General features: G+C 61.2%; 13 protein-coding genes and 2 tRNA genes. 10 read left to right on the top strand and 5 right to left on the bottom strand.

What is annotated here, in order from left to right; genetic code table 11:
* Positions 1-59 precede the first annotated feature (59 nt).
* From pilQ to ISG32_RS06175, 9 genes are all read left to right on the top strand, one after another.
* A complete protein-coding gene (pilQ, locus tag ISG32_RS06215; protein ID WP_407645036.1) occupies positions 60-2,153 on the top strand; it encodes a type IV pilus secretin PilQ in 2,094 nt (697 codons plus the stop codon).
* Positions 2,154-2,170: 17 nt separating this feature from the next.
* Positions 2,171-3,751: an Ig domain-containing protein gene (locus ISG32_RS06210; protein ID WP_194770128.1), complete on the top strand. Its 1,581-nt coding sequence runs from the start codon at positions 2,171-2,173 to the stop codon at positions 3,749-3,751.
* A 336-nt stretch (positions 3,752-4,087) separates the two neighbouring features.
* On the top strand, positions 4,088-5,185 hold the full coding sequence (gene aroB, locus ISG32_RS06205; RefSeq protein WP_194770127.1) for a 3-dehydroquinate synthase: 1,098 nt from the start codon (positions 4,088-4,090) through the stop codon (positions 5,183-5,185).
* Positions 5,186-5,258: 73 nt separating this feature from the next.
* Complete coding sequence (locus ISG32_RS06200) at positions 5,259-6,431, top strand: deoxyguanosinetriphosphate triphosphohydrolase (RefSeq protein WP_194770444.1); 1,173 nt, start codon at positions 5,259-5,261, stop codon at positions 6,429-6,431.
* An 85-nt stretch (positions 6,432-6,516) separates the two neighbouring features.
* Positions 6,517-7,143 (top strand): DUF1415 domain-containing protein, encoded by a 627-nt coding sequence (locus tag ISG32_RS06195; RefSeq protein WP_194770126.1) that lies wholly within the window; start codon positions 6,517-6,519, stop codon positions 7,141-7,143.
* 5 nt (positions 7,144-7,148) lie between these two features.
* Positions 7,149-8,066 (top strand): class I SAM-dependent methyltransferase, encoded by a 918-nt coding sequence (locus ISG32_RS06190; RefSeq protein WP_194770125.1) that lies wholly within the window; start codon positions 7,149-7,151, stop codon positions 8,064-8,066.
* Positions 8,067-8,308: 242 nt separating this feature from the next.
* On the top strand, positions 8,309-9,007 hold the full coding sequence (locus tag ISG32_RS06185; RefSeq protein ID WP_194770124.1) for a transposase: 699 nt from the start codon (positions 8,309-8,311) through the stop codon (positions 9,005-9,007).
* 183 nt (positions 9,008-9,190) lie between these two features.
* Entirely contained in the window at positions 9,191-13,924 is a 4,734-nt protein-coding gene (locus ISG32_RS06180) for a glutamate synthase-related protein (protein ID WP_194770123.1), read from the top strand.
* A gap of 56 nt (positions 13,925-13,980) precedes the next feature.
* Positions 13,981-15,459 carry a glutamate synthase subunit beta gene (locus ISG32_RS06175; RefSeq protein WP_194770122.1) on the top strand — a complete coding sequence of 493 codons (1,479 nt, stop codon included), beginning with the start codon at positions 13,981-13,983 and terminating at the stop codon, positions 15,457-15,459.
* A gap of 251 nt (positions 15,460-15,710) precedes the next feature.
* On the opposite strand, the gene ISG32_RS06170 is transcribed toward ISG32_RS06175, so the two are convergent.
* The 5 genes from ISG32_RS06170 to ISG32_RS06150 form a co-directional block, all read right to left on the bottom strand.
* The gene (locus ISG32_RS06170; protein WP_228529615.1) at positions 15,711-16,592 is read right to left on the bottom strand and encodes an isocitrate lyase/PEP mutase family protein; all 882 of its coding nucleotides are present in this window, start codon (positions 16,590-16,592) and stop codon (positions 15,711-15,713) included.
* A gap of 4 nt (positions 16,593-16,596) precedes the next feature.
* Positions 16,597-17,565 carry a Bug family tripartite tricarboxylate transporter substrate binding protein gene (locus tag ISG32_RS06165; protein WP_194770121.1) on the bottom strand — a complete coding sequence of 323 codons (969 nt, stop codon included), beginning with the start codon at positions 17,563-17,565 and terminating at the stop codon, positions 16,597-16,599.
* Between the two features lie 170 nt (positions 17,566-17,735).
* Positions 17,736-17,811, bottom strand: a tRNA-Lys gene (locus tag ISG32_RS06160).
* A gap of 187 nt (positions 17,812-17,998) precedes the next feature.
* Positions 17,999-18,074 (bottom strand) — tRNA-Lys (locus ISG32_RS06155).
* Between the two features lie 134 nt (positions 18,075-18,208).
* The gene (locus ISG32_RS06150) at positions 18,209-19,186 is read right to left on the bottom strand and encodes a GMP reductase (protein WP_194770120.1); all 978 of its coding nucleotides are present in this window, start codon (positions 19,184-19,186) and stop codon (positions 18,209-18,211) included.
* Between the two features lie 238 nt (positions 19,187-19,424).
* Here ISG32_RS06150 and ISG32_RS06145 point away from each other — a divergent pair, with 238 nt between their 5' ends.
* Positions 19,425-21,890 (top strand): UvrD-helicase domain-containing protein, encoded by a 2,466-nt coding sequence (locus ISG32_RS06145; protein WP_194770119.1) that lies wholly within the window; start codon positions 19,425-19,427, stop codon positions 21,888-21,890.
* The last annotated feature ends 15 nt before the right edge of the window (positions 21,891-21,905 follow it).

Raw genomic sequence — 21,905 nt, 5'->3', positions numbered from 1 at the left:
TCAAGAAAATCAACCTTCGAGAGAAGCTGTGGACGGCGGGAATGGCGTTGTTCGCAGTGATGGGGACGACATTCGCACACGCTGGCGGCGTCATTCAGTCGGTCTCTGGCTTCACGCAAAGCGGTGCCGAAGTGGTGCGGATTGACCTCTCCGAACCTCTGACCGAAGTGCCGGCCGGGTTCGTCGTGCAGTCACCAGCGCGCATCGCTTTGGACTTTCCCGACGTCTCCAATGGCACCGGCAGGAGCACCTTTGATATCAATCAGGGCAATCTCAAGTCGGCCAACATCGCTCAGGGCGCATCGCGCTCCCGTCTGGTCATCAACCTGAAGCAGGCCACCACGTATTCCACGGAAATCCAGGGCAACAGCCTGCTGGTGATTCTGGGTGCCGTTGGTGGAAACGCGTCCGTGCCGATGCCGGTGGCCACCAAATTCGCGGAAGACCATAACCGTGATTCGCTGCCACTCAAGGACGTCGACTTTCGCCGTGGCGCGGATGGAGCAGGCCGCGTGGTCGTCAGCCTGACCAACAGTCAGGTGGGTGTGGACATCAAGCAGCAGAACAAGTCGCTGATCGTGGAATTCATGCGCTCATCGTTGCCGGAAGGTCTGCGTCGTCGTCTAGATGTGTCGGATTTTGGCACGCCAGTGCAGATGATCAGCAGCTCACAGGATGGCGAGCGGGTGCGGATGGTGATCGACTCCGTCGGCGACTGGACCCACAGTGCGTATCAGAGCGACAACCAGTTCGTGGTGGAAGTCCGCCAGAAGAAGGTGGATCTGAACAAGCTGTCCCAAGGCCCGGGATACACCGGTGAGAAGCTGTCGTTGAATTTCCAGAACATCGAAGTGCGCTCCCTGCTTCAGGTGATTGCGGACTTCACGAATTTCAATATCGTCACATCGGACACGGTCACGGGTTCGCTGACGCTGCGTCTGAAGGACGTTCCGTGGGATCAGGCATTGCAGATCATCATGGACGCCAAGGGACTGGGCATGCGCAAATCCGGCACGGTGCTGTGGATTGCGCCCAAGGATGAAATTGACGAGCGGACCAAAAAGGATTTTGAGGCAGCCCAAGCGATCGAGCGCTTGGAGCCGTTGAGAACACAGTCTTATCAGTTGAACTATGCCAAGGCCACGGAAATGCTCACGCAGCTGACAACCAGTGGCGGAGGCAGCGGCGGCGGTGCAGGTACAACCACTCGCTTTTTGACAAATCGCGGTCACGCCATCGCTGAACCGCGCACCAATCAGCTGTTTGTGACGGATACGCCAAGCAAGCTGGAAGAAGTGCGACAACTCTTGATGAACCTGGATGTGCCTGTTCGTCAGGTTCTCATTGAGGCGCGTATTGTTGAGGCTCGTGATACCTTTGGTCGCTCCTTGGGGGTGAAGCTTGGTGGTGGCGATTTGCGTGCTTCGAATGGAGGTGACGGCGGCTACGGTATCGGAGGTGGCAATCGAGTCGCTTTGGGATCCAACACCACGAATGCCAATGCTGCAGCTGGCGTGAATGGTTATTCATATAGCAATTCTGGCGTTGGCGGGAATTTCGTGAATTTACCGGCTTCTTTGTCTACGATGGCAGGCGGCGCTGGCAGTTTTGCCCTGTCCATTTTCAACTCTGCTGCAAATCGATTCCTCACGCTCGAACTCTCGGCCATGGAGGCAGATGGACAAGGCAAGATCGTGTCAAGCCCGCGGCTGATTACAGCTGACCAGACCAAAGCGTTGATCGAGCAGGGTACGGAGTATCCGTACTCCGTCACTGCGCCCAACGGTGCGACCACCATTTCGTTCAAGAAGGCGGTTCTCAAGCTCGAAGTGACACCCCAGATCACCCCGGAGGGCAATATCATTCTCGATTTGGATGTCAACAAGGACAGCCGTGGCGAGACAACGACTCAAGGTGTCGCCATCGACACCAAGCACGTCAAGACGCAAGTGTTGGTTGAAAATGGAGGCACGGTTGTGATTGGCGGTATTTTCACCATGGAAGAAACCAATCAGGAAAACAAAGTGCCCTTCCTTGGTGATGTTCCTGTACTGGGCAACCTCTTCAAGAATCGCACTCGCGAATCAACCAAGAATGAAGTCTTGGTTTTTATTACGCCCAAGGTGATTTCCGATCGTGGACCGGTCCGTTAATTTGTAAGGTGAATGAGATGAAGAATATTTTGAGACTGTCGTCGCTCGTGATGGCGGCGTCGCTTGCTGCATGTGGTGGCGGTGGTGGTAGCGGGGGAACATCGGATCAGCCCTACAAGATTTCACTGCGGGCTGACAAAACTCAGCTTCCATTGAATATTGACCCCGCGAGAAATACGGCCACGATCGGTGCCTATGCGCAGTTCACTACCACGTTGTATGTGAGTGCGGAGACGGATGGAAAGCCAATCCCTGGTGGGACCGATATTTTCAGCTGCAACACCGCAGCCGGTCTGGATTCCGGCGCGTTGTATTATCTAGATGGTGACACTTCGCACGAGACGGATGTGGATGGCGTCAAGGTGCCCAATGCCTATCGCTCGATTACGCTGGGATCCAACTCGGGCGGGAACTCCTTCCATTTCCACTCTGGAACAAAAGCCGGAACGGCGCGTATCACCTGTTCCGTCACGGACCCGCGTGATGGAAAGCAGATCGCTACCAGCGTGGACATCACGGTTGGCGCCTCCACGGGCAAGGCAGCTTGGGTGATTGGTCAGGCTCAGGCTACAAGTCCTCTGGGCACCAGCACCAACCTGTCCAACCTCGCCAACAGCGTCGCGGTTCAGGCATCGCTGTATGACGATGCCAATCAGGCCATTCCCAATCCAACGGCGGCCAACCTGCAAGTCAGCGTTCTGCCTTTGACGACGGCCACCACGGACGCCAGCATTGGAGCCCTGTTGACATCGGGGTCGCAGAAGAGCTCGTCCATCCGCGTGCAGAGCGTGGGCGGTACCGCGCTGTTCTCGCTGCAAAGCGGTGTCAATCCAGGCCCGATCCTGCTGCAGTTCGTGACGGATCGTGCTGACAACAATGTGGCGAACGGCATTCAAGACGCGATTACTTCCTATCTGGTCGTGACTGCGTATGACCGACTGGCGTCCAGCGAAGCCCTTGCCTTCGTGACCGAGGCCTTGCCTGATGCCGTCAATGGTATGCCCTACAGTTTTGCGCTGGAAGCAACTGGCGGCGATGCACCGTACACATGGTCCGTCGCCAGCGGAATGCCCACAGGCCTGACAATGAACAGTGTCGGATTGATCTCGGGCACACCTACCGTGAAGACAGTGGGCAGCTACCCACTCGTGGTCAAGGTGACTGACTTTGCAGGCAAGACCGTTCAGAAGAACATGACACTGAACGTGACTGGCATGGCTACAGCCGATGCACTGGCGATCAATCTGGGCGGCTGCACGGGTGATATCAACAATGCATGCACGATCCCTAATGCCACCATGGGCTCGGTCTACCAGTATGCGTTCTCTGCAACCGGCGGTGATCCGTCTACCGAAGTGAAGTGGAATTTCAATGGCCTGCCAGATTGGCTGGAGGGATCGACTTCTGGTGGATTTGGTTTCGTGAGCGGTACGCCAATCTCTGTCACTACAACGGACGCGACGACGGGCGTGGTGACGACCACGGGTCCTGCATGCGGTGTGCAAGGTTTCCTTGTGACGGCAACCCGTGGCAGCGCAACGGCCACCAAGCGTGTGACATTCCGCCTGAACGGCAGTACAAGTCAGGCATGCCCTTGACGGCCTTGAAGGCACCGCTCTGAATGAGCGGCTGCCTTGACTCTCTGACCCAAAGCCCCGAAGTCATCTTCGGGGCTTTTCTTTTAGGGCGTGTTTACGATCTCACCGCGAGGTATGCAGGATGCGGATCGGGATGGACTGCGAGGCGCAAACCGCAGCAATAGCTCAGGCTATTGCGAGGATTTACGAGCGCCCGAGGATACGCCTGCAAGACCGTGTGGAGATCGTCAACACGCTCATAGGAACCTTGATGCATAGGAGCGAGCGTGAGGTGGCCTACACTTGAAGGTTGAAGGCTGCCCTGACTTTTCCTTTTTCACACACCTCATTTCGCATATGTCCCTTGTTTCCGTCGAAATTCCTCTGGATGAGCGCAGTTACTTCATCGATATCGGCGAAGGGCTGCTGAATGATCTGAATGCAAACCGTGCCTTGCCCAAGGGCACGTCGGCTCTGATCGTCACCAATGAAACCGTGGCGCCGCTCTATGTCGGCAAGCTGCAGGACGCGTTGAAGGGGCAATATCGCGCCGTCCACACCGTCATCCTCCCCGACGGAGAGGAATACAAGACCTGGCAGACGCTGCAGAAGATCTTCGATGCGCTCCTCGAGAACGGAGCTGACCGCAAGGCCGTGCTGTTCGCGCTGGGTGGCGGTGTCATTGGTGACATGACCGGCTTTGCGGCCGCGAGCTACATGCGTGGCGTGCCGTTCGTGCAGGTGCCGACCACGTTGCTGGCGCAGGTGGATTCATCGGTGGGCGGCAAGACGGCCATCAACCATCCGCTGGGCAAGAACATGATCGGTGCGTTCTACCAGCCGCAGCTGGTGGTGTGCGATCTCGACACGCTGGATACGTTGCCTGGGCGTGAGCTGGCTGCGGGGATCGGGGAGATCATCAAGTACGGGCCTATCTACGACATGGAGTTTTTCTCCTGGCTCGAAGCGAACATGGATGCGCTGCTTCAGCGTGATCGCGCCGCGCTCGCGCATGCCGTCAAGCGCAGCTGCGAGATCAAGGCATGGGTGGTGGGGCAGGATGAGCGCGAGTCCGGTCTGCGTGCGATTCTGAATTTCGGCCACACCTTCGGTCACGCGATTGAGGCGGGCATGGGTTACGGGGCTTGGCTGCACGGGGAGGGCGTTGCGGCCGGCATGGTGATGGCGGCCGAGTTGTCCAAGCGGCTCGGCATGGTGGACGAAGCGTTTGTGCTGCGTCTGCGCACCGTGATCGAGCGCGCGGGATTACCGGTGCGTGGTCCGCGCATCGATGCCGATGACAACGCTGGTCGCTATCTCCAGCTCATGCGCATCGACAAGAAATCGGAAGCGGGCGAAATCCGCTTCGTGCTGATCGACGGGCCGGGCAAGGCCGTGATGCGGCCCGCGCCGGATGCGCTGGTACGTGATGTGATTGACGCCTGTTGCGACTGATCCGATGAACGGGTGAACCGGCGAGACGAGACGCGACGAGATGCGAAGGAGCGAAGACTTGCAGCACGTGATGATGAACCACCGGCCTCTCGCTTCCTACGCCTGCCATTCCGATCAAAACCGTGGACGGCGCTTTCCGCAGCCGCCCGCGCCCACGCGCTCCGAGTTCCAGCGTGACCGCGACCGCATCGTGCATTCCACCGCGTTCCGTCGGCTGGTCTACAAGACGCAGGTGTTCCTCAATCACGAGGGCGATCTTTTTCGCACGCGGCTCACGCATTCGCTGGAAGTTGCGCAGCTCGGGCGCTCGATCGCCCGTTCGCTCGCGCTCAACGAAGATCTGGTGGAGGCCATCTGTCTCGCCCACGATCTGGGGCATACGCCATTCGGCCACGCCGGCCAGGATGCGCTCAATGAATGCATGAAGGACTGCGGCGGCTTCGAGCACAACCTGCAGAGCCTGCGGGTGGTGGACACGCTCGAGGAGCGCTATCCTGAATACGACGGCATCAACCTTACCTTCGAGACGCGCGAGGGCATCCTCAAGCACTGCTCGCGGCGCAATGCCGAACTCATCGAGCAGCGCGAGCCGCACGGCGTCGGCGAACGTTTTCTGCGTGGCTGGCAGCCCAGTCTGGAGGCGCAGCTTTGCAATCTCGCCGACGAAATCGCCTACAACGCGCACGATGTGGATGACGGCGTGCGCTCGGGGCTCATCAGCATGGAGCAGCTGTGCTCCGTGCCTTTGTTCGAGCGCTACAGGCTGCAGGCGCTCGCAGCCCATCCCCAGCTGCAGGAGGAGTTCGGCCAGCGCCGATTGCTCAACGAAACCATTCGCCGCATGCTCAGCGATCAGGTCTATGACGTGATCAACGCGACCTCGCGCGCGATATCCAGACTTGCGCCGGGAAACGTGGACGACGTGCGCCACGCGCCCGCGCTGGTGCAGTTTTCGGCGGAGATGCGTGCCGAGTCGCTGGCGCTCAAGCAGTTCCTGTTCCGCGAGCTGTATCGCCATGCGCAGGTGATGGAGACCATGGCGCTTGCGCAGCGGGTGATCCGTGAACTGTTCGCCATCTATCTGCAGAACCCATCCGAGATGCCGCCCGCTCAGGCCGCGCAGGCGCTGGCGGGTGACGCCTTCAAGCGTGCGCGCGTGGTGGCGGACTTCATCGCCGGCATGACGGACCGCTATGCCGGACGCGAGCATGAACGGCTGACGGGATCGCGGCTGCTCAATGCCTGAGCTGGCCGAGCCGCAAGACCCGTCAGCGGATGCAAAAAGAGCGGGGGCCTAGAATAACGCCCCTCAGATCCCACGAAATGCATCCATGTCCGAAGAGAACACGTCCGCGTCCCCCACAGATTCCACGCTTGCAGCGCGCGATGGCCAGGTCGTGGCAGACACTGTCCAATGGCTCGAGAAGGCCGTCATCGGTTTGAATCTGTGCCCGTTCGCGAAGGGTGTGCACGTGAAGGGACAGATTCACTACGTGGTGAGCCACGCAACCGATGCTCGCGAGCTGGCGGACGATCTGCACCGCGAGCTTGAGGCGCTTGCTGAAATCTCTGCGGAAAGGCGCGACACCACGCTGCTGATGGCACCGGACTGCCTCGAGGATTTTCTGGATTTCAACGATTTTCTGGAGCTGGCCGACGACATGGTCGAGGCGCTCGACCTCGGCGGCATCCTGCAGGTGGCCTCGTTCCATCCGCAGTTCCAGTTCGAGGGCACGGACGCGGATGACGTGAGCAACTGCACGAATCGCGCACCATACCCCACGCTGCATCTGCTGCGCGAGGACAGCATCGACAAGGCGGTGGAAGCATTCCCAGAAGCCGAGGAAATCTTCGAGCGCAACATCGAGGTGCTTGAGAAACTGGGCAAGCAGGGATGGGATGCGCTCGACGTCGGTGCCCACGCCTGCCCGCACATGCAGCAGCAAACGAAGGCGTGACCGGCATGTCGACCAAGCAGAAGCCACAACGCCAGCAAGACGTTCAAAAGCACGCATCCAAGGCCGAAGCAGCGAAGGCGGCGGTGCTGGCGGAGCTGCGTCCCGGCCAGTCGATCGAGCTGCTCAAGGAGCTGCACATCCTCACGCGCGAAGGCCAGCTCAATCAGGACTCGCGCCGCAAGCTCAAGCAGGTCTATCACCTCTATCAGTTCATCGAGCCGGTGCTGACCGAGCTCGCCGCGAACGAGCACGCACCGACCCTGGCTGACCATGGCGCGGGCAAGTCGTACCTTGGCTTCATCCTCTACGACCTGTTTTTCAAGCAGCTGGGGCGGGGAGAAATTCACGGCATCGAATGGCGCGCGGAGCTAGTGGAGCGCTCGCGCGCACTGGCCAAGCAGCTGGGCTTCGAGCGGATGAAGTTCTTCAACCTGTCGGTTGCGGAGTCCACGCAGTCCCAGGAGCTTCCCGAGCAGATCGACGTGATCACCGCGCTGCATGCCTGCGACACGGCGACTGACGACGCGATCGCATTCGGTCTCGAAAAGAAGGCGCGCGCGATGGTGCTCGTGCCCTGCTGCCAGGCCGAGGTGGCTTCTTGTCTTCGCCAAGGCAAGGCCTTGCAGCTTTCGCGCACGCCGCTCGCCGAGCTGTGGCGCCATCCCATTCACACGCGCGAGCTGGGCAGCCAGATCACCAATGTGCTACGCTGTCTCTACCTCGAGGCGAGCGGCTATCAGGTCACCGTGACCGAGCTGGTCGGCTGGGAGCACAGCATGAAGAACGAGCTGATTCTGGCGCGCTACACCGGCCAGAAGAAGCGCAGCGCGCAGGAGCGGCTGCAGGCCATCCTCAAGGAGTTTGGCCTTGAACAGTCGCTCGCGCACCGCTTCGGACTCGCAAGCGAAGCGGCCGCCGATTGACGATGCGAAGAAGGTGGCAGTCCGCCGTCGTCACTTCATCGTGATGGTGGTGTTCACGCCTTCCGCGCGACTGCCTTCTTCGTACCAGCGTGCGGTGACGGTCTGCTCCAGCCTCTAGTGACGCTCACGAACATCGGACCGAATCAGCCATTTTCGATGGGGCCGACGTGGCAGTGGCAGGCGTGGCGTAGGACTATCATGGTCGGCGTCGTTCTTTTTGTTTCTGCGTTTCGCGCTTCTTCATGGCCCGTCTTCCCCGTCTCACGCTTCCCGGTTATCCGCACCATGTGATCCAGCGGGGGAACAACCGTCAGCCGATCTTCTTCGATGCGGCGGACCGCGAGATGATGTGGGGGCTGCTGTGCGAATACGCGAAGGAGCATCAGGTTGCGGTGCACGCCTACGTGCTCATGGACAACCATTTCCACCTGCTCGCCACGCCGCAGACCGAGCGCGGGCTCACGCTGCTGATGCAGGCGGTGGGGCGGCGCTACGTGCGCTATTTCAACCAGCGGCATGGGCGCTCGGGCACGCTCTGGGAAGGGCGCTACCGCAACACGCTGGTGCAGGCCGAGCGGCATCTGCTGCCGTGCATGGTGTATCTCGATCTGAACCCGGTGCGCGATGGTCTGTGCAACGATCCGGCCGACTTTCGCTGGTCCAGCCACGGGCACTACATCGGCCTGCGCTCGGATCGGCTGATCACGCCGCACCCGCTTTACTGGGCGCTCGGCAACACGCCGTTTGCGCGTGATGAGGCCTATGCGGAACTGGTGCGCGAGGGCATTGGCCGGGCCGAGCAGATGGCGATTACCGACAGTGCGCTCAATGGTTGGGCGCTGGGCGATGCAGATTTTCTGGCTTCTTTGCAACAGTCCACTCCACGCCGCGTGGTGAAGGCGCGCGCCGGAAGACCGGTGATCACCAAAGAAGCGGACTGAAAAAATCCAATTCATGCTTTTGTCCTGAATGGATTGTTGCTCTTGAATTTGATATGTCCCTAATTAATACGCACCAAAAAAGTGCTTTTTCAATTAGTGTTCTGACCCCAATTAAAGTGCTTGCGTGAGTTTGTTGCAATGCACTAATCTTGCCTTCCCCGCGATAAATTGAGGAAGAGCGCCATGACTACGGCAGCAGAAATCCAGCACTTGCAAGAGCACGGTTTGTATTCGAAGTCCAACGAGCACGATGCGTGCGGCCTGGGCTTCGTGGCCCACATCAAGGGTCAGAAGCGTCACGACATCGTGACCGGCGCGCTCAAGATTCTGGAGAACCTCGACCATCGCGGCGCCGTCGGTGCCGACAAGCTGATGGGCGATGGCGCAGGTATCCTGATCCAGATTCCCGACCAGCTCTATCGTGAAGAGATGGCCAAGCAGGGCGTGGAGTTGCCACCGCCCGGCGAATACGGCGTCGGCATGATCTTCCTGCCCAAGGAGCACGCATCGCGTCTGGCCTGCCAGCAGGAGATGGAGCGCGCGATCAAGGCCGAAGGTCAGGTGCTGCTCGGCTGGCGCGATGTGCCGGTGAACCGTGACATGCCGATGTCGCCCACCGTGCAGGAAAAAGAGCCCATCCTGCGTCAGGTGTTCATCGGTCGCGGCGCCGATGTGATCGTGCAGGACGCGCTGGAGCGCAAGCTGTACGTGATCCGCAAGACCGCATCGGCCGCCATTCAAAACCTCAAGCTCAAGCACAGCAAGGAATACTACGTGCCGAGCATGAGCAGCCGCACCGTGGTCTACAAGGGCCTGCTGCTGGCGGACCAGGTGGGCGTGTACTACAAGGATCTGGCGGACGAGCGTTGCGTGTCGGCCATCGGTCTGGTGCACCAGCGTTTTTCGACCAACACCTTCCCCGAGTGGCCGCTGGCTCACCCGTATCGCTATGTGGCGCACAACGGCGAAATCAACACCGTGCGCGGCAACTACAACTGGATGCTGGCGCGCGAAGGCGTGATGGCATCGCCCGTGCTGGCGGACGACCTCAAGAAGCTCTATCCCATCAGCTTCGCCAACCAGTCCGACACCGCCACGTTCGACAACTGCCTTGAGCTGCTGACGATGGCCGGCTACCCCATCAGCCAGGCCGTGATGATGATGATTCCCGAGCCATGGGAGCAGCACGAATCGATGGACGAGCGTCGCCGCGCGTTCTACGAATACCACGCCGCGATGATCGAGCCATGGGACGGTCCGGCCTCCATCGTGTTCACCGATGGCCGCCAGATCGGCGCCACGCTCGACCGCAACGGCCTGCGTCCATCGCGCTACGTCGTGACCGATGACGACCTCGTGATCCTCGCTTCCGAAGCGGGCGTGCTGCCCGTGCCCGACAGCAAGATCGTGCGTAAGTGGCGCCTGCAGCCAGGCAAGATGTTGCTGATCGATCTGGAGCAGGGGCGCCTGATTGAAGATGACGAGCTCAAGGCCAACGTCGTCAACACCAAGCCCTACAAGCAGTGGATCGAGAACCTGCGCATCAAGCTCGACGAAGTGAACGTGCCAGCCGACGCGCAGCAACCCGTTTCGGCGCTGCCTTTGCTGGAGCGCCAGCAAGCCTTCGGTTTCACGCAGGAAGACATCAAGTTCCTGCTCGCGCCGATGGCCAAGAACGGCGAGGAAGGCATCGGCTCAATGGGCAACGACAGCCCGCTGGCCGTGCTCTCGGACAAGAACAAGCCGCTCTACAACTACTTCCGCCAGATGTTCGCGCAGGTGACCAACCCGCCGATCGACCCGATTCGCGAAGCCATCGTGATGTCGCTGGTGTCCTTCGTGGGCCCCAAGCCCAACCTTTTGGACATCAACCAGGTGAACCCGCCGATGCGCCTCGAGCTGCATCAGCCGATCCTGGACTTCAAGGGCATGGCCAAGCTGCGCGAGATCGAGAAGTACACGCACGGCAAGTTCAAGAGCGCGACCATCGACATCACCTACCCGCTGTCCTGGGGCAAGGAAGGCGTCGAAGCCAAGCTCGCATCGCTGTGCGCGCAGGCCGTCGACGAGATCAAGGGTGGCGCGAACATCCTGATCATCAGCGATCGCAACATCTCGGCCACACAAGTGGCGATTCCCGCGCTGCTGGCGCTCTCGGCAATCCACCAGCATCTGGTGAGCGAAGGCCTGCGCACGACGGCGGGACTGGTGGTTGAAACTGGCAGTGCGCGTGAAGTGCACCACTTCGGCGTGCTGGCGGGCTACGGCGCGGAAGCCGTTCATCCCTACCTCGCGCTCGAGACACTGGCCGATCTGCACAAGGACATGTCGGGTGAGCTGTCCGCCGACAAGGCCATCTACAACTACGTGAAGGCGGTGGGCAAGGGCCTCTCCAAGATCATGTCCAAGATGGGCGTGAGCACCTACATGAGCTACTGCGGTGCGCAGTTGTTTGAAGTGGTGGGCCTGAACAGCGCGACCGTCGACAAGTACTTCACCGGCACCGCCAGCCGCGTGGAAGGCATCGGCGTGTTCGAAGTGGCCGAGGAAGCCATCCGTAACCACGTGGCCGCGTTCAGCGATGACCCGGTGCTTGAAACCATGCTCGAGACCGGTGGCGAATACGCCTGGCGCGCGCGTGGTGAAGAGCACATGTGGAGCCCTGACGCCATCGCCAAGCTGCAGCATTCCACGCGTTCCAACAACTGGAGCACGTACAAGGAATACGCGCAGCTCATCAACGACCAGAGCAAGCGCCACATGACGCTGCGTGGCCTGTTCGAGTTCAAGGTCGATCCCGCCAAGGCGATCGCTGTCGAGGAAGTCGAGCCCGCTGCCGAGATCGTCAAGCGCTTCGCCACCGGCGCGATGTCGCTGGGTTCGATCTCCACCGAAGCGCATGCCACGCTGGCTGTCGCGATGAACCGCATCGGCGGCAAGAGCAACACCGGCGAGGGCGGCGAAGATCCGAAGCGCTATCGCAACGAATTGAAGGGCATCCCGATCAAGAAGGGCGAGACCCTCGCTTCGGTGATTGGCGAGGCACAGGTCGAAGCCAACATCGAGCTGCTCGATGGCGATTCGCTGCGCTCCAAGATCAAGCAAGTGGCGTCGGGCCGATTCGGCGTGACGGCGGAATACCTCGTTTCGTCCGATCAAATTCAAATCAAAATGGCGCAGGGTGCCAAGCCCGGTGAAGGCGGCCAGCTGCCTGGCGGCAAGGTGTCCGAATACATCGGCATGCAGCGCTACTCGGTGCCGGGCGTGGGCCTGATCTCGCCACCGCCGCACCACGACATCTACTCCATTGAAGACTTGGCGCAGCTGATCCACGATCTGAAGAACGTGGCTCCGCACGCGGACATCTCGGTGAAGCTGGTCTCCGAAGTAGGTGTGGGCACGATTGCCGCGGGCGTTGCCAAGTGCAAGAGCGACCACGTGGTGATCGCAGGCCATGACGGCGGCACGGGCGCATCGCCCTGGTCGTCCATCAAGCATGCAGGCTCGCCATGGGAAATCGGTCTGGCCGAAACCCAGCAGACGCTGGTGCTCAACCGTCTGCGTGGCCGCATCCGCGTGCAGGCCGATGGTCAGATGAAGACTGGCCGCGATGTCGTCATCGGCGCGCTGCTGGGTGCTGATGAGTTCGGCTTCGCGACCGCTCCGCTGGTCGTCGAGGGCTGCATCATGATGCGCAAGTGCCACCTGAACACCTGCCCGGTCGGCGTGGCCACGCAAGACCCGACGCTGCGCAAGAAGTTCAGCGGCAAGCCCGAGCATGTGGTGAACTACTTCTTCTTCATCGCAGAAGAAGTCCGTCAGATCATGGCGCAGCTCGGCATCCGCAAGTTCGACGACCTGATCGGCCGCGCCGATCTGCTCGACACACGCAAGGGTGTCGAGCACTGGAAAGCCCAGGGCCTCGACTTCGCGCGCCTGTTCGCCCAGCCCATCGTGCCGGAAGACGTGGCCCGTTTTCATGTCGAGAAGCAGGACCACAAGCTGGAATCCGCACTCGACGTGAAGCTGATCGAGCGCTGCCAGCCCGCCATCCAGAACGGCGAGAGCGTGCGCATCATGGAAGTGGCGCGCAACGTGAACCGCTCGGTCGGCGCGATGCTGTCCGGCGCGGTCACCAAGGTGCACCCCGAAGGTCTGCCGGATGACACCATCCGCATCCACTTTGAAGGCACGGGCGGTCAGTCGTTCGGCGCGTTCCTGTGTAAGGGCATCACGCTGAACGTCTCCGGCGAAGCCAACGACTACACTGGCAAGGGCTTGTCGGGCGGCCGCATCGTCGTGCGCCCAAGCCATGAATTCCGCGGTGCCACGACGGCCAACACCATCGTCGGCAACACCGTGATGTTCGGCGCGACGCGCGGCGAGGCGTTCTTCGCTGGCGTGGCTGGCGAGCGTTTCGCGGTGCGCCTGTCGGGTGCGACGGCCGTGGTTGAAGGCGTGGGTGACCACGGCTGCGAATACATGACCGGCGGCACCGTGGCGGTGCTCGGCAAGACGGGCCGCAACTTCGCGGCGGGCATGAGCGGCGGCGTCGCCTACGTGTTCGACGAAGACGGCCAGTTTGACTCGCGCTGCAACATGTCGATGGTCTCGCTCGAACGCATCCTGCCTGCCGAAGAGCAGACGGCGACCGTTGCGCGCGGCATCTGGCACCGTGACCAGACCGATGAAGCCCAGCTCAAGAAGCTGCTCGAAGACCATGCCCGCTGGACCGGCAGCCGCCGTGCCCGCGAACTGCTGGACAACTGGGCCGCCTCGCGCAGCAAGTTCGTGAAGGTGTTCCCGACCGAATACAAGCGCGCGCTGTCGGAAATTTATGAACGCAAGGTGCTTGAAGAGCCTGCAACGCCCCCCGTTGCGCCCAAGGCCAAGAAGGAGACCGCGCCCGCCAAGTAAGGCACGGGCAGTCACTTCAGGCATTTGAAATTCATAAATTCAAGGACACCACGATCATGGGAAAGACCACAGGCTTCATGGAATACGAGCGCATCGAAGAGGGCTACGAGCCCGTCGACAAGCGCCTGAAGAACTACAAGGAATTCGTCATTGCCCTCAATGACGAACAGGCCAAGATCCAGGGCGCGCGCTGCATGGACTGCGGCACGCCGTTCTGCAACAACGGCTGCCCGGTCAACAACATCATTCCGGATTTCAACGATCTCGTTTATCACCAAGATTGGAAGAGCGCGATCACGGTGCTGCACAGCACCAACAACTTTCCGGAATTCACCGGCCGCATCTGCCCCGCGCCTTGCGAAGCAGCCTGCACGCTGAACATCAACGACGACCCCATCGGCATCAAGTCGATCGAGCACGCGATCATCGACCGCGCCTGGGAAGAGGGCTGGGTCAAGCCCGTGCTCGCGAAGGTCAAGACCGGCAAGAAGGTCGCCGTGATCGGCGCCGGCCCCGCGGGCATGGCTGCCGCGCAGCAACTGGCTCGCGCTGGTCATGATGTGACGCTGTTCGAAAAGAACGACCGCATCGGCGGCCTGCTGCGCTACGGCATCCCCGACTTCAAGATGGAGAAGTCGCACATCGATCGCCGCGCCGAGCAGCTTGAAGCCGAAGGCGTGAAGATCCGCACCAGCGTGTTTGTCGGCGCCGCCAAGGACGGTCTGGGCAAGGGCTCCAAGGTCACCAACTGGGCCAAGGAAACCGTCACGCCCGAAGAACTGCAGAAGGAATTCGACGCCGTGCTGCTGACCGGCGGCGCGGAGCAGTCGCGTGATCTGCCGGTGCCGGGGCGTGACCTAGACGGCATCCATTTCGCGATGGAATTCCTGCCGCAGCAAAACAAGATCAACGCGGGCGACAAGCTCAAGGGCCAGATCCGTGCCGACGGCAAGCACGTCATCGTGATCGGCGGCGGCGATACCGGCTCCGACTGCGTGGGCACGTCGAACCGCCATGGCGCCGTCAGCATCACGCAGTTCGAGCTGATGCCCGTGCCCCCCGAGCAGGAGAACAAGCCGCTCGTGTGGCCTTACTGGCCGACCAAGCTGCGCACGTCATCGAGCCACGAGGAAGGTTGCGAGCGCGAGTTCGCCATCGCCACGAAAGAGTTCATCGGTGAGAAGGGCAAGATCACCGCGCTCAAGACCGTGCGCATCGAAATGAAGGACGGCAGGATCACCGAAGTGCCCGGCACGGAGCAAGTGCTCAAGGCCGATCTGGTGCTGCTCGCCATGGGTTTTGTGAGCCCGGTCGCTGCGGTGCTGGAAGCCTTTGGTGTGGAAAAAGACGCGCGCGGCAACGCTCGCGCCAGCACCGATTTCATGGGCGGCTACGCGACCAGCGTGGACAAGGTGTTCGCTGCCGGTGACATGCGCCGTGGCCAGTCGCTGGTGGTCTGGGCCATCCGCGAAGGCCGCCAGGCTGCGCGTGCCGTGGACGAGTTTCTGATGGGGACGAGCGAGCTGCCGCGCTGAGCCTAAAAGCGTGTTGACGATCTCCACGCGGTCTTGCAGGCGCGGCCTCGGGCGGTCTGCTGCGTTGCAAATCCTCGCAATAGCCTGAGCTATTGCTGCGGTTTGCGCCTTGCAGCCCATCCCGATCCGCATCCTGCAAACCTCGCGATGAGATCGTCAACACGCTCTAATCCGATTCGGCTGAAAAGCAAAAAGGATGGAGTGCCGAGAGGGCGCTCCATCCTTTTTTGCTTGCGGCCGTCCGGGAGGCGTTATTCGCCGCCAAACATTTCGTCGAGCTTCTGATGCTTGTCGATGCCGACGATCTTCACGAAGTCCGTGTAGTTCATCATCTTCGATGCATCGGCCTGGGTGGAGCCCGACTGCTTGAGCTGCTGCAGCACATCCAGCGAGGTCTTCGCGGCTGCAAACAGCGTGGTCACCGCATACAGCACCACGGAAAAGCCCATCTCACGCAATTGCGGGGCGGACAGCGCCGTGGTCTCATTGCCTTCAACGATGGAGATCACCTTGCGACCGTCGAGGCGCCTGGCGATCTGCTCGACCTGCGCGATGGTCTTCACGCCATCAACGAACGCGAGGTCCACGCCCGCATCCTGATACGCCTTGGCGCGGTCGATGGCGGCATCGATGCCGTCCACGCCAAGCGCGTCGGTGCGGCCGATGATCTGCAGCGGGTGCTTGCCGCGCACCTGAACCGCGCATTTCAGGCGCTTGACGCTTTCACCGACGCTCAGCAGACGGATGCCCGCCATCTGACCGCAGCGCTTGGGAGCGACCTGGTCTTCGAGGTGGATCGCGGCGACGCCCGAGTGGGCGTATTCCACCACCGTGCGCTCGATGTTGCTGATGCCTCCGTAGCCCGCATCGGCGTCGGCAATGATCGGGATGCCCGTCACGCGCACCATGTTGCGGGCCTGCGTGAGCATTTCGGTCTGCGTCATCAGGCCGATGTCGGGCACGCCCAGTGTGCTGGCCGTCGCGCCGAAGCCGGTCATGTAGATGGCGTTGAAGCCCGCGTGCTCGACGAGGCGGGCGGTCAGCACGTCAGGCGCGCCGGGCGCCTGCAGCATCTCGCCGCGCGTCAGCATGTCCTGCATGCGCTGCGCCTGGGATGTCATGTCCACGGTCATGCCTTCACTTGTTCACGTCGAGCTTGGCGAGAATGCCCTTGAACATTTCGCGGTCGCCGAGGATCTGCTTGAGGAACACGTCGCCTTCGCCATACGAGTAACCGAGGTTGGTCTTCTCCAGCGTTTCACGGAAGCTCGCTTCGTTGCCCGCCTTGCGCGCCATGTCCTTGAGCGTCTTCACGACGGCGTCCGGCGTGCCCTTGGGGGCGACCAGACCTCGCCACGCGCCCACCGTCAGATCGATGCCGCGTTCCTTGAAGGTCGGGGTCTGCGCGAACACGCCGGGCATGCGCTGATCGGCCATCACCGCCAGCATGCGCAGCTTGCCTGCCGCCACGTGCTGCGCAACTTCACCGGGGCTCACGGTGACGGCATCCACGTGTCCACCGAGCAGGCTCAGCACTGCGGGGTTGCCGCCCTGGTAGGGCACGTGGTTGAAGCTGGTCTTGGTCTTTTCTTCCAGCGCGAGTGCGGCCACGTGCCATGCATCGCCGATGCCGGCGTTGCCCACCTGCAGCTTGCCGGGGTTCTTGCGGGCTTCGGCGAGGAAGTCCTCGATGGTTTTCCAGGGCGAGTCCGCACGCACGGTGATGGCGGACGGATCATTGTTCAGGCGCGCGATGTAGATGTAGTCCTCGACGGTCACCTTGGTCAGGTTGAGCGCGGGAAGAATCGCCAGATTCACGGTGATGATGCCGAGCTTGTAGCCATCAGGTTTGGCGTTGGCGACTTCGGTGAAGCCGATCGAGCTGGCCGCGCCGGGGCGGTTCACCACGACGATGGGTTGCGGGAAATGCTTGCGCGCGGCTTCGGTGAACGCGCGTGCCATGTTGTCGGTGCCACCGCCTGCAGCTGCGGATGCGATCAGTTCGACGGGCTTGGTCGGGTAGTCGGCCGCCTGTGCGGACAGGGAGCAAAGTGCCAGCGTGGCTGCAACGGTGAGGGAGGAGAAGATCGAGTGGTGAGTGCGCATGTCGCAGGAGCTTTGAACAAAAAGACAAAGCCTCGATTGACGCATGACGCGCGCCCCGTGCCAATGGGGAAATCCATAGGGATTGTTGAACAATACCGTGGTCTGGATCGTGTAATGAGCACGCAAACGAAAACGCGCTGCAACCGTGAGATTGCAGCGCGTCGCTGTTTTGGTGGGCCCTGAGTGATTCGAACACTCGACCAACGGATTAAGAGTCCGCTGCTCTACCAACTGAGCTAAGAGCCCTTGGGTGATCAGTCTGTCGCAAGGACAATGTCTGAAAACCGAAGCCTTGAATTATACATCGAAACTGAAGGTCTGCAGAAAAAGCAGAAATTCAACCGACCATCAAGGGTTTTTCGGTGATGCGGGAACGCGTGTCCTGAAGACAAAACCCGCTGCAACCGTGAAGTTGCAGCGGGTTTGCTTATCTTGGTGGGCCCTGAGTGATTCGAACACTCGACCAACGGATTAAGAGTCCGCTGCTCTACCAACTGAGCTAAGAGCCCTTAGCGTTCAGCAATTTGCCGAAGCCGCTATTATGCACCAAATTGTGAGCGGTCTTGGAAAAAATGAAAATTTTCCGGGAAATTTCGCATCGGCATCACAGGTTTCCTGTCCGCCGATGCGTCGCTCACGTTCATTACATCAGCAGATGTTCACCGGCGTTGTCGCCGCCGAGGATCACGTAGTTCACCTTGCGGATGTCCATGAGCTTCTTGCCGCCGGAGTAGCTGATGGACGACTGCACGTCCTGCTCCATTTCGATGAGCGTGTTGGCGAGCTTGCCCTTGACGGGCTCCAGAATGCGCTTGCCTTCGACGTGCTTGTATTCGCCCTTGTTGAAGTCGCTGGCCGAGCCGTAGTATTCCTTGAACAGCTGGCCGTCCACTTCCACCGTGTTGCCGGGCGACTCTTCGTGGCCCGCGAACAGCGAACCGATCATCACCATGCTCGCGCCGAAGCGGATGCTCTTGGCGATGTCGCCGTGGCTGCGGATGCCGCCGTCGGCGATGATGGGCTTGGTGGCCACGCGCGCGCACCACTTGAGCGCCGACAGCTGCCAGCCGCCCGTGCCGAAGCCGGTCTTGAGCTTGGTGATGCAGACCTTGCCGGGGCCGATGCCGACCTTGGTGGCGTCAGCGCCCCAGTTCTCCAGATCGATCACGGCTTCGGGCGTGCCGACGTTGCCGGCGATCACGAAGGCCTTGGGCAGCTTGGCCTTGAGGTAGCTGATCATGTTCTTCACGCTGTCGGCGTGGCCGTGCGCGATGTCGATGGTGATGTATTCGGGGCAGAGACCCTGGGCGACGAATTCGTCGACCGTGTCGTAGTCAGGCTTTTTCACACCGAGCGAGATCGACGCGAACGTGCCCTTGGCGTGCATGTCCTTCACGAACTGGACGTTGTCCAGATCGAAGCGGTGCATCACGTAGAAATAACCGTTCTGTGCCAGCCATGTGCAGATGTTTTCATCCACCACGGTTTTCATGTTGGCGGGGACGGCGGGCAGGCGGAAGGTGCGCTCGCCGAGCTGCACGCTGGTGTCGCACTCCGAGCGGCTTTCCACGCGGCACTTGCGGGGCAACAGCAGGATGTTGTCGTAGTCGAAGATTTCCATGAGTTCCAAGCTCCTAACAGTTCATTGCAGAAAGGGCGCTTGGTCCGGCAACCGGTTTTCATGCCGCGCGAAAACAATGTTTCGGGCACAAAAAACCGGGCCAAGAAATCTTGGGCCCGGTGATTGATTCTAGATGGATTCCCGCGACTTTGAAATGTCGCACAAGCTCGTGTGGCTATTGCCTGCCGATAAAGCCCGCCAAAGACGTGACTCCCATCGGGCTTTCTACAATGGAGGGATGGTTTCACAAGACATGTTTTCCGCGCGTCCGGCGGGTCTTTTCGGCGATGCGCAAAGCCCTGCAGCGAGTGCAACATCTCCGCTGTTGCAGGGGCTCAACGACGAGCAGCTCGCCGCCGTCACCTTGCCTGCGGGCCACGCACTGATTCTGGCGGGTGCGGGCTCCGGCAAGACGCGCGTGCTCACCACGCGCATCGCCTGGCTGCTGCAGAACGGCTACGCGACGCCGGGCGGCATTCTGGCCGTGACTTTCACCAACAAGGCCGCCAAGGAAATGATCGCGCGCCTCACCGCGATGCTTCCGGTGAAAGTGCGCGGCATGTGGATCGGCACCTTCCACGGCCTGTGCAACCGGCTGCTGCGCGCGCACCACAAGCTCGCGGGTCTGCCGCAGAGCTTCCAGATTCTTGACACGCAGGACCAGCTCTCGGCCATCAAGCGGCTGTGCAAGCAGTTCAATGTGGACGAGGAGCGTTTTCCGCCCAAGCAGCTGGCCTACTACATCGCCAACTGCAAGGAAGAGGGCATGCGCCCCGGCGACGTGCCCACGCATGACGCGGACAGCCGCAAGAAGGTCGAGCTCTACCAGCTCTACGAAGACCAGTGCCAGCGCGAGGGCGTGGTGGATTTCGGCGAGCTGATGCTGCGCTCGTTCGAGCTGCTGCGCGACAACGATCCCGTGCGCGAGCATTACCAGCGCCGCTTCCAGCACATTCTGGTGGATGAGTTCCAGGACACGAACCGTCTGCAGTACGCCTGGCTCAAGCAGATCGCCGGCGACATGGTGGGCGGCGCGATGCGCGCCAGCGGCAGCGTGATCGCCGTGGGGGACGACGACCAGAGCATCTACGCGTTTCGCGGCGCGCGCGTCGGCAACATGGCCGATTTCGTGCGCGAGTTCGACGTCAAGCACCAGATCAAGCTGGAGCAGAACTACCGCTCCTACAGCAACATTCTCGACTCGGCCAACGAGCTCATTTCGCACAACAGCCGACGTCTGGGCAAGAACCTGCGCACCACGCAGGGACCGGGCGAACCCGTGCGGGTGTTCGAGGCCAACAGCGATCTGGCCGAAGCGCAATGGATGGTCGACGAGATCAAGCAGCTCGTGAAGAACGATGGCCACGAGCGCCGCGAGATCGCGATTCTCTACCGCAGCAACGCGCAGAGCCGGGTGATCGAATCGGCGCTCTTCAACGCCTCGGTGCCGTACCGCGTGTATGGCGGCCTGCGCTTTTTCGAGCGCGCGGAAATCAAGCATGCGCTGGCCTATTTGCGCCTGCTCGAAAACCCGAACGACGACAACAGCTTTCTGCGCGTGGTGAATTTCCCGCCGCGCGGCATCGGCGCGCGCTCGATCGAATCGCTGCAGGATGCCGCACGCGCGACTGGCTGTTCGCTGCATGATGCGGTGAGCGCCGTGTCTGGCAAGGCGGGCGCGAATCTCGGCGCTTTCGTGGCGATGCTGGATGTGCTGCGCGAGCAGACGCACGGCATGAATCTGCGCGGCATCATCACGCAGATGCTCGAGTCCAGCGGCCTGGTCGAGCACTACCGCAACGAAAAGGAAGGCGCGGATCGCATCGAGAATCTGGAGGAACTGATCAACGCGGCGGAGAGCTTCGTCACGCAGGAGGGCTTTGGCCGCGATGCGGTCGCGCTGCCGCTCGACGAGTTGGGGCAGCCGCTCACGCAAAGTCCGGCAAGCCAGGGCATCGATCCCGATCTGCCGCGCATCGACGAGCCGCTTGCTGGCAGCACGCCGGGTGTGGTGGATGCGGATACCGGCGAAACGCTGTCTCCGTTGGCCGCTTTCCTCACCCACGCGGCGCTCGAGGCGGGCGACAACCAGGCGCAGGCCGGCCAGGACGCCGTGCAGCTCATGACCGTGCACGCCAGCAAGGGGCTGGAGTTCGACTGCGTGTTCATCGGCGGCATGGAGGAAGGCCTGTTCCCCCACGAGAATTCGATGAGCGACCGCGATGGTCTCGAGGAAGAACGCCGCCTCATGTACGTGGCCATCACGCGCGCCCGCAAGCGCCTCTACCTGAGCCATTCGCAGACGCGGATGCTGCATGGACAGACGCGCTATCACATCAAGAGCCGCTTCTTCGACGAATTGCCCGAGGGCGCGCTCAAGTGGCTCACGCCCAAGCAGCAGGGCTTTGGAACCTACAACCCTGATGCCGCCTACGGCAACCGGGTCGCGGGTCGCGGAGGCTATGGTGGTGGCTACGGCGCAGGCAAATCAGAAACCTTTGCCAGCCCGCCCGTACCCGTGCAGAAGGCCAAGCCATCACACGGCCTGAGCGCAGGAACGGCGGTGTTTCACAACAAGTTCGGCGAAGGCAAGGTGCTCGCCATCGAAGGCACGGGCGACGATGCGCGCGCGCAGGTGAACTTCCCGCGCCATGGCACGAAATGGCTGGCGCTGTCGGTGGCGAAACTGACGATCGTGGAGTAAGAGGAACCACATGCC

Source organism: Diaphorobacter caeni, from assembly GCF_015354245.1.
GTDB lineage: Bacteria > Pseudomonadota > Gammaproteobacteria > Burkholderiales > Burkholderiaceae_C > Diaphorobacter_A > Diaphorobacter_A caeni.
Note: the sequence above shows the minus strand (reverse complement) of the source record. Positions and strands in the feature narration are given on the sequence as shown.

Bases quoted from the DNA above. Each gene is read 5' to 3' on its own strand.
- pilQ (WP_407645036.1), top strand. From the start codon at position 60: ATGGGGACGACATTCGCACACGCTGGCGGCGTCATTCAGTCGGTCTCT.
- ISG32_RS06210 (WP_194770128.1), top strand. From the start codon at position 2,171: ATGAAGAATATTTTGAGACTGTCGTCGCTCGTGATGGCGGCGTCGCTT.
- aroB (WP_194770127.1), top strand. From the start codon at position 4,088: ATGTCCCTTGTTTCCGTCGAAATTCCTCTGGATGAGCGCAGTTACTTC.
- ISG32_RS06200 (WP_194770444.1), top strand. From the start codon at position 5,259: ATGAACCACCGGCCTCTCGCTTCCTACGCCTGCCATTCCGATCAAAAC.
- ISG32_RS06195 (WP_194770126.1), top strand. From the start codon at position 6,517: ATGTCCGAAGAGAACACGTCCGCGTCCCCCACAGATTCCACGCTTGCA.
- ISG32_RS06190 (WP_194770125.1), top strand. From the start codon at position 7,149: ATGTCGACCAAGCAGAAGCCACAACGCCAGCAAGACGTTCAAAAGCAC.
- ISG32_RS06185 (WP_194770124.1), top strand. From the start codon at position 8,309: ATGGCCCGTCTTCCCCGTCTCACGCTTCCCGGTTATCCGCACCATGTG.
- ISG32_RS06180 (WP_194770123.1), top strand. From the start codon at position 9,191: ATGACTACGGCAGCAGAAATCCAGCACTTGCAAGAGCACGGTTTGTAT.
- ISG32_RS06175 (WP_194770122.1), top strand. From the start codon at position 13,981: ATGGGAAAGACCACAGGCTTCATGGAATACGAGCGCATCGAAGAGGGC.
- ISG32_RS06170 (WP_228529615.1), bottom strand. From the start codon at position 16,592: ATGACCGTGGACATGACATCCCAGGCGCAGCGCATGCAGGACATGCTG.
- ISG32_RS06165 (WP_194770121.1), bottom strand. From the start codon at position 17,565: ATGCGCACTCACCACTCGATCTTCTCCTCCCTCACCGTTGCAGCCACG.
- ISG32_RS06150 (WP_194770120.1), bottom strand. From the start codon at position 19,186: ATGGAAATCTTCGACTACGACAACATCCTGCTGTTGCCCCGCAAGTGC.
- ISG32_RS06145 (WP_194770119.1), top strand. From the start codon at position 19,425: ATGGTTTCACAAGACATGTTTTCCGCGCGTCCGGCGGGTCTTTTCGGC.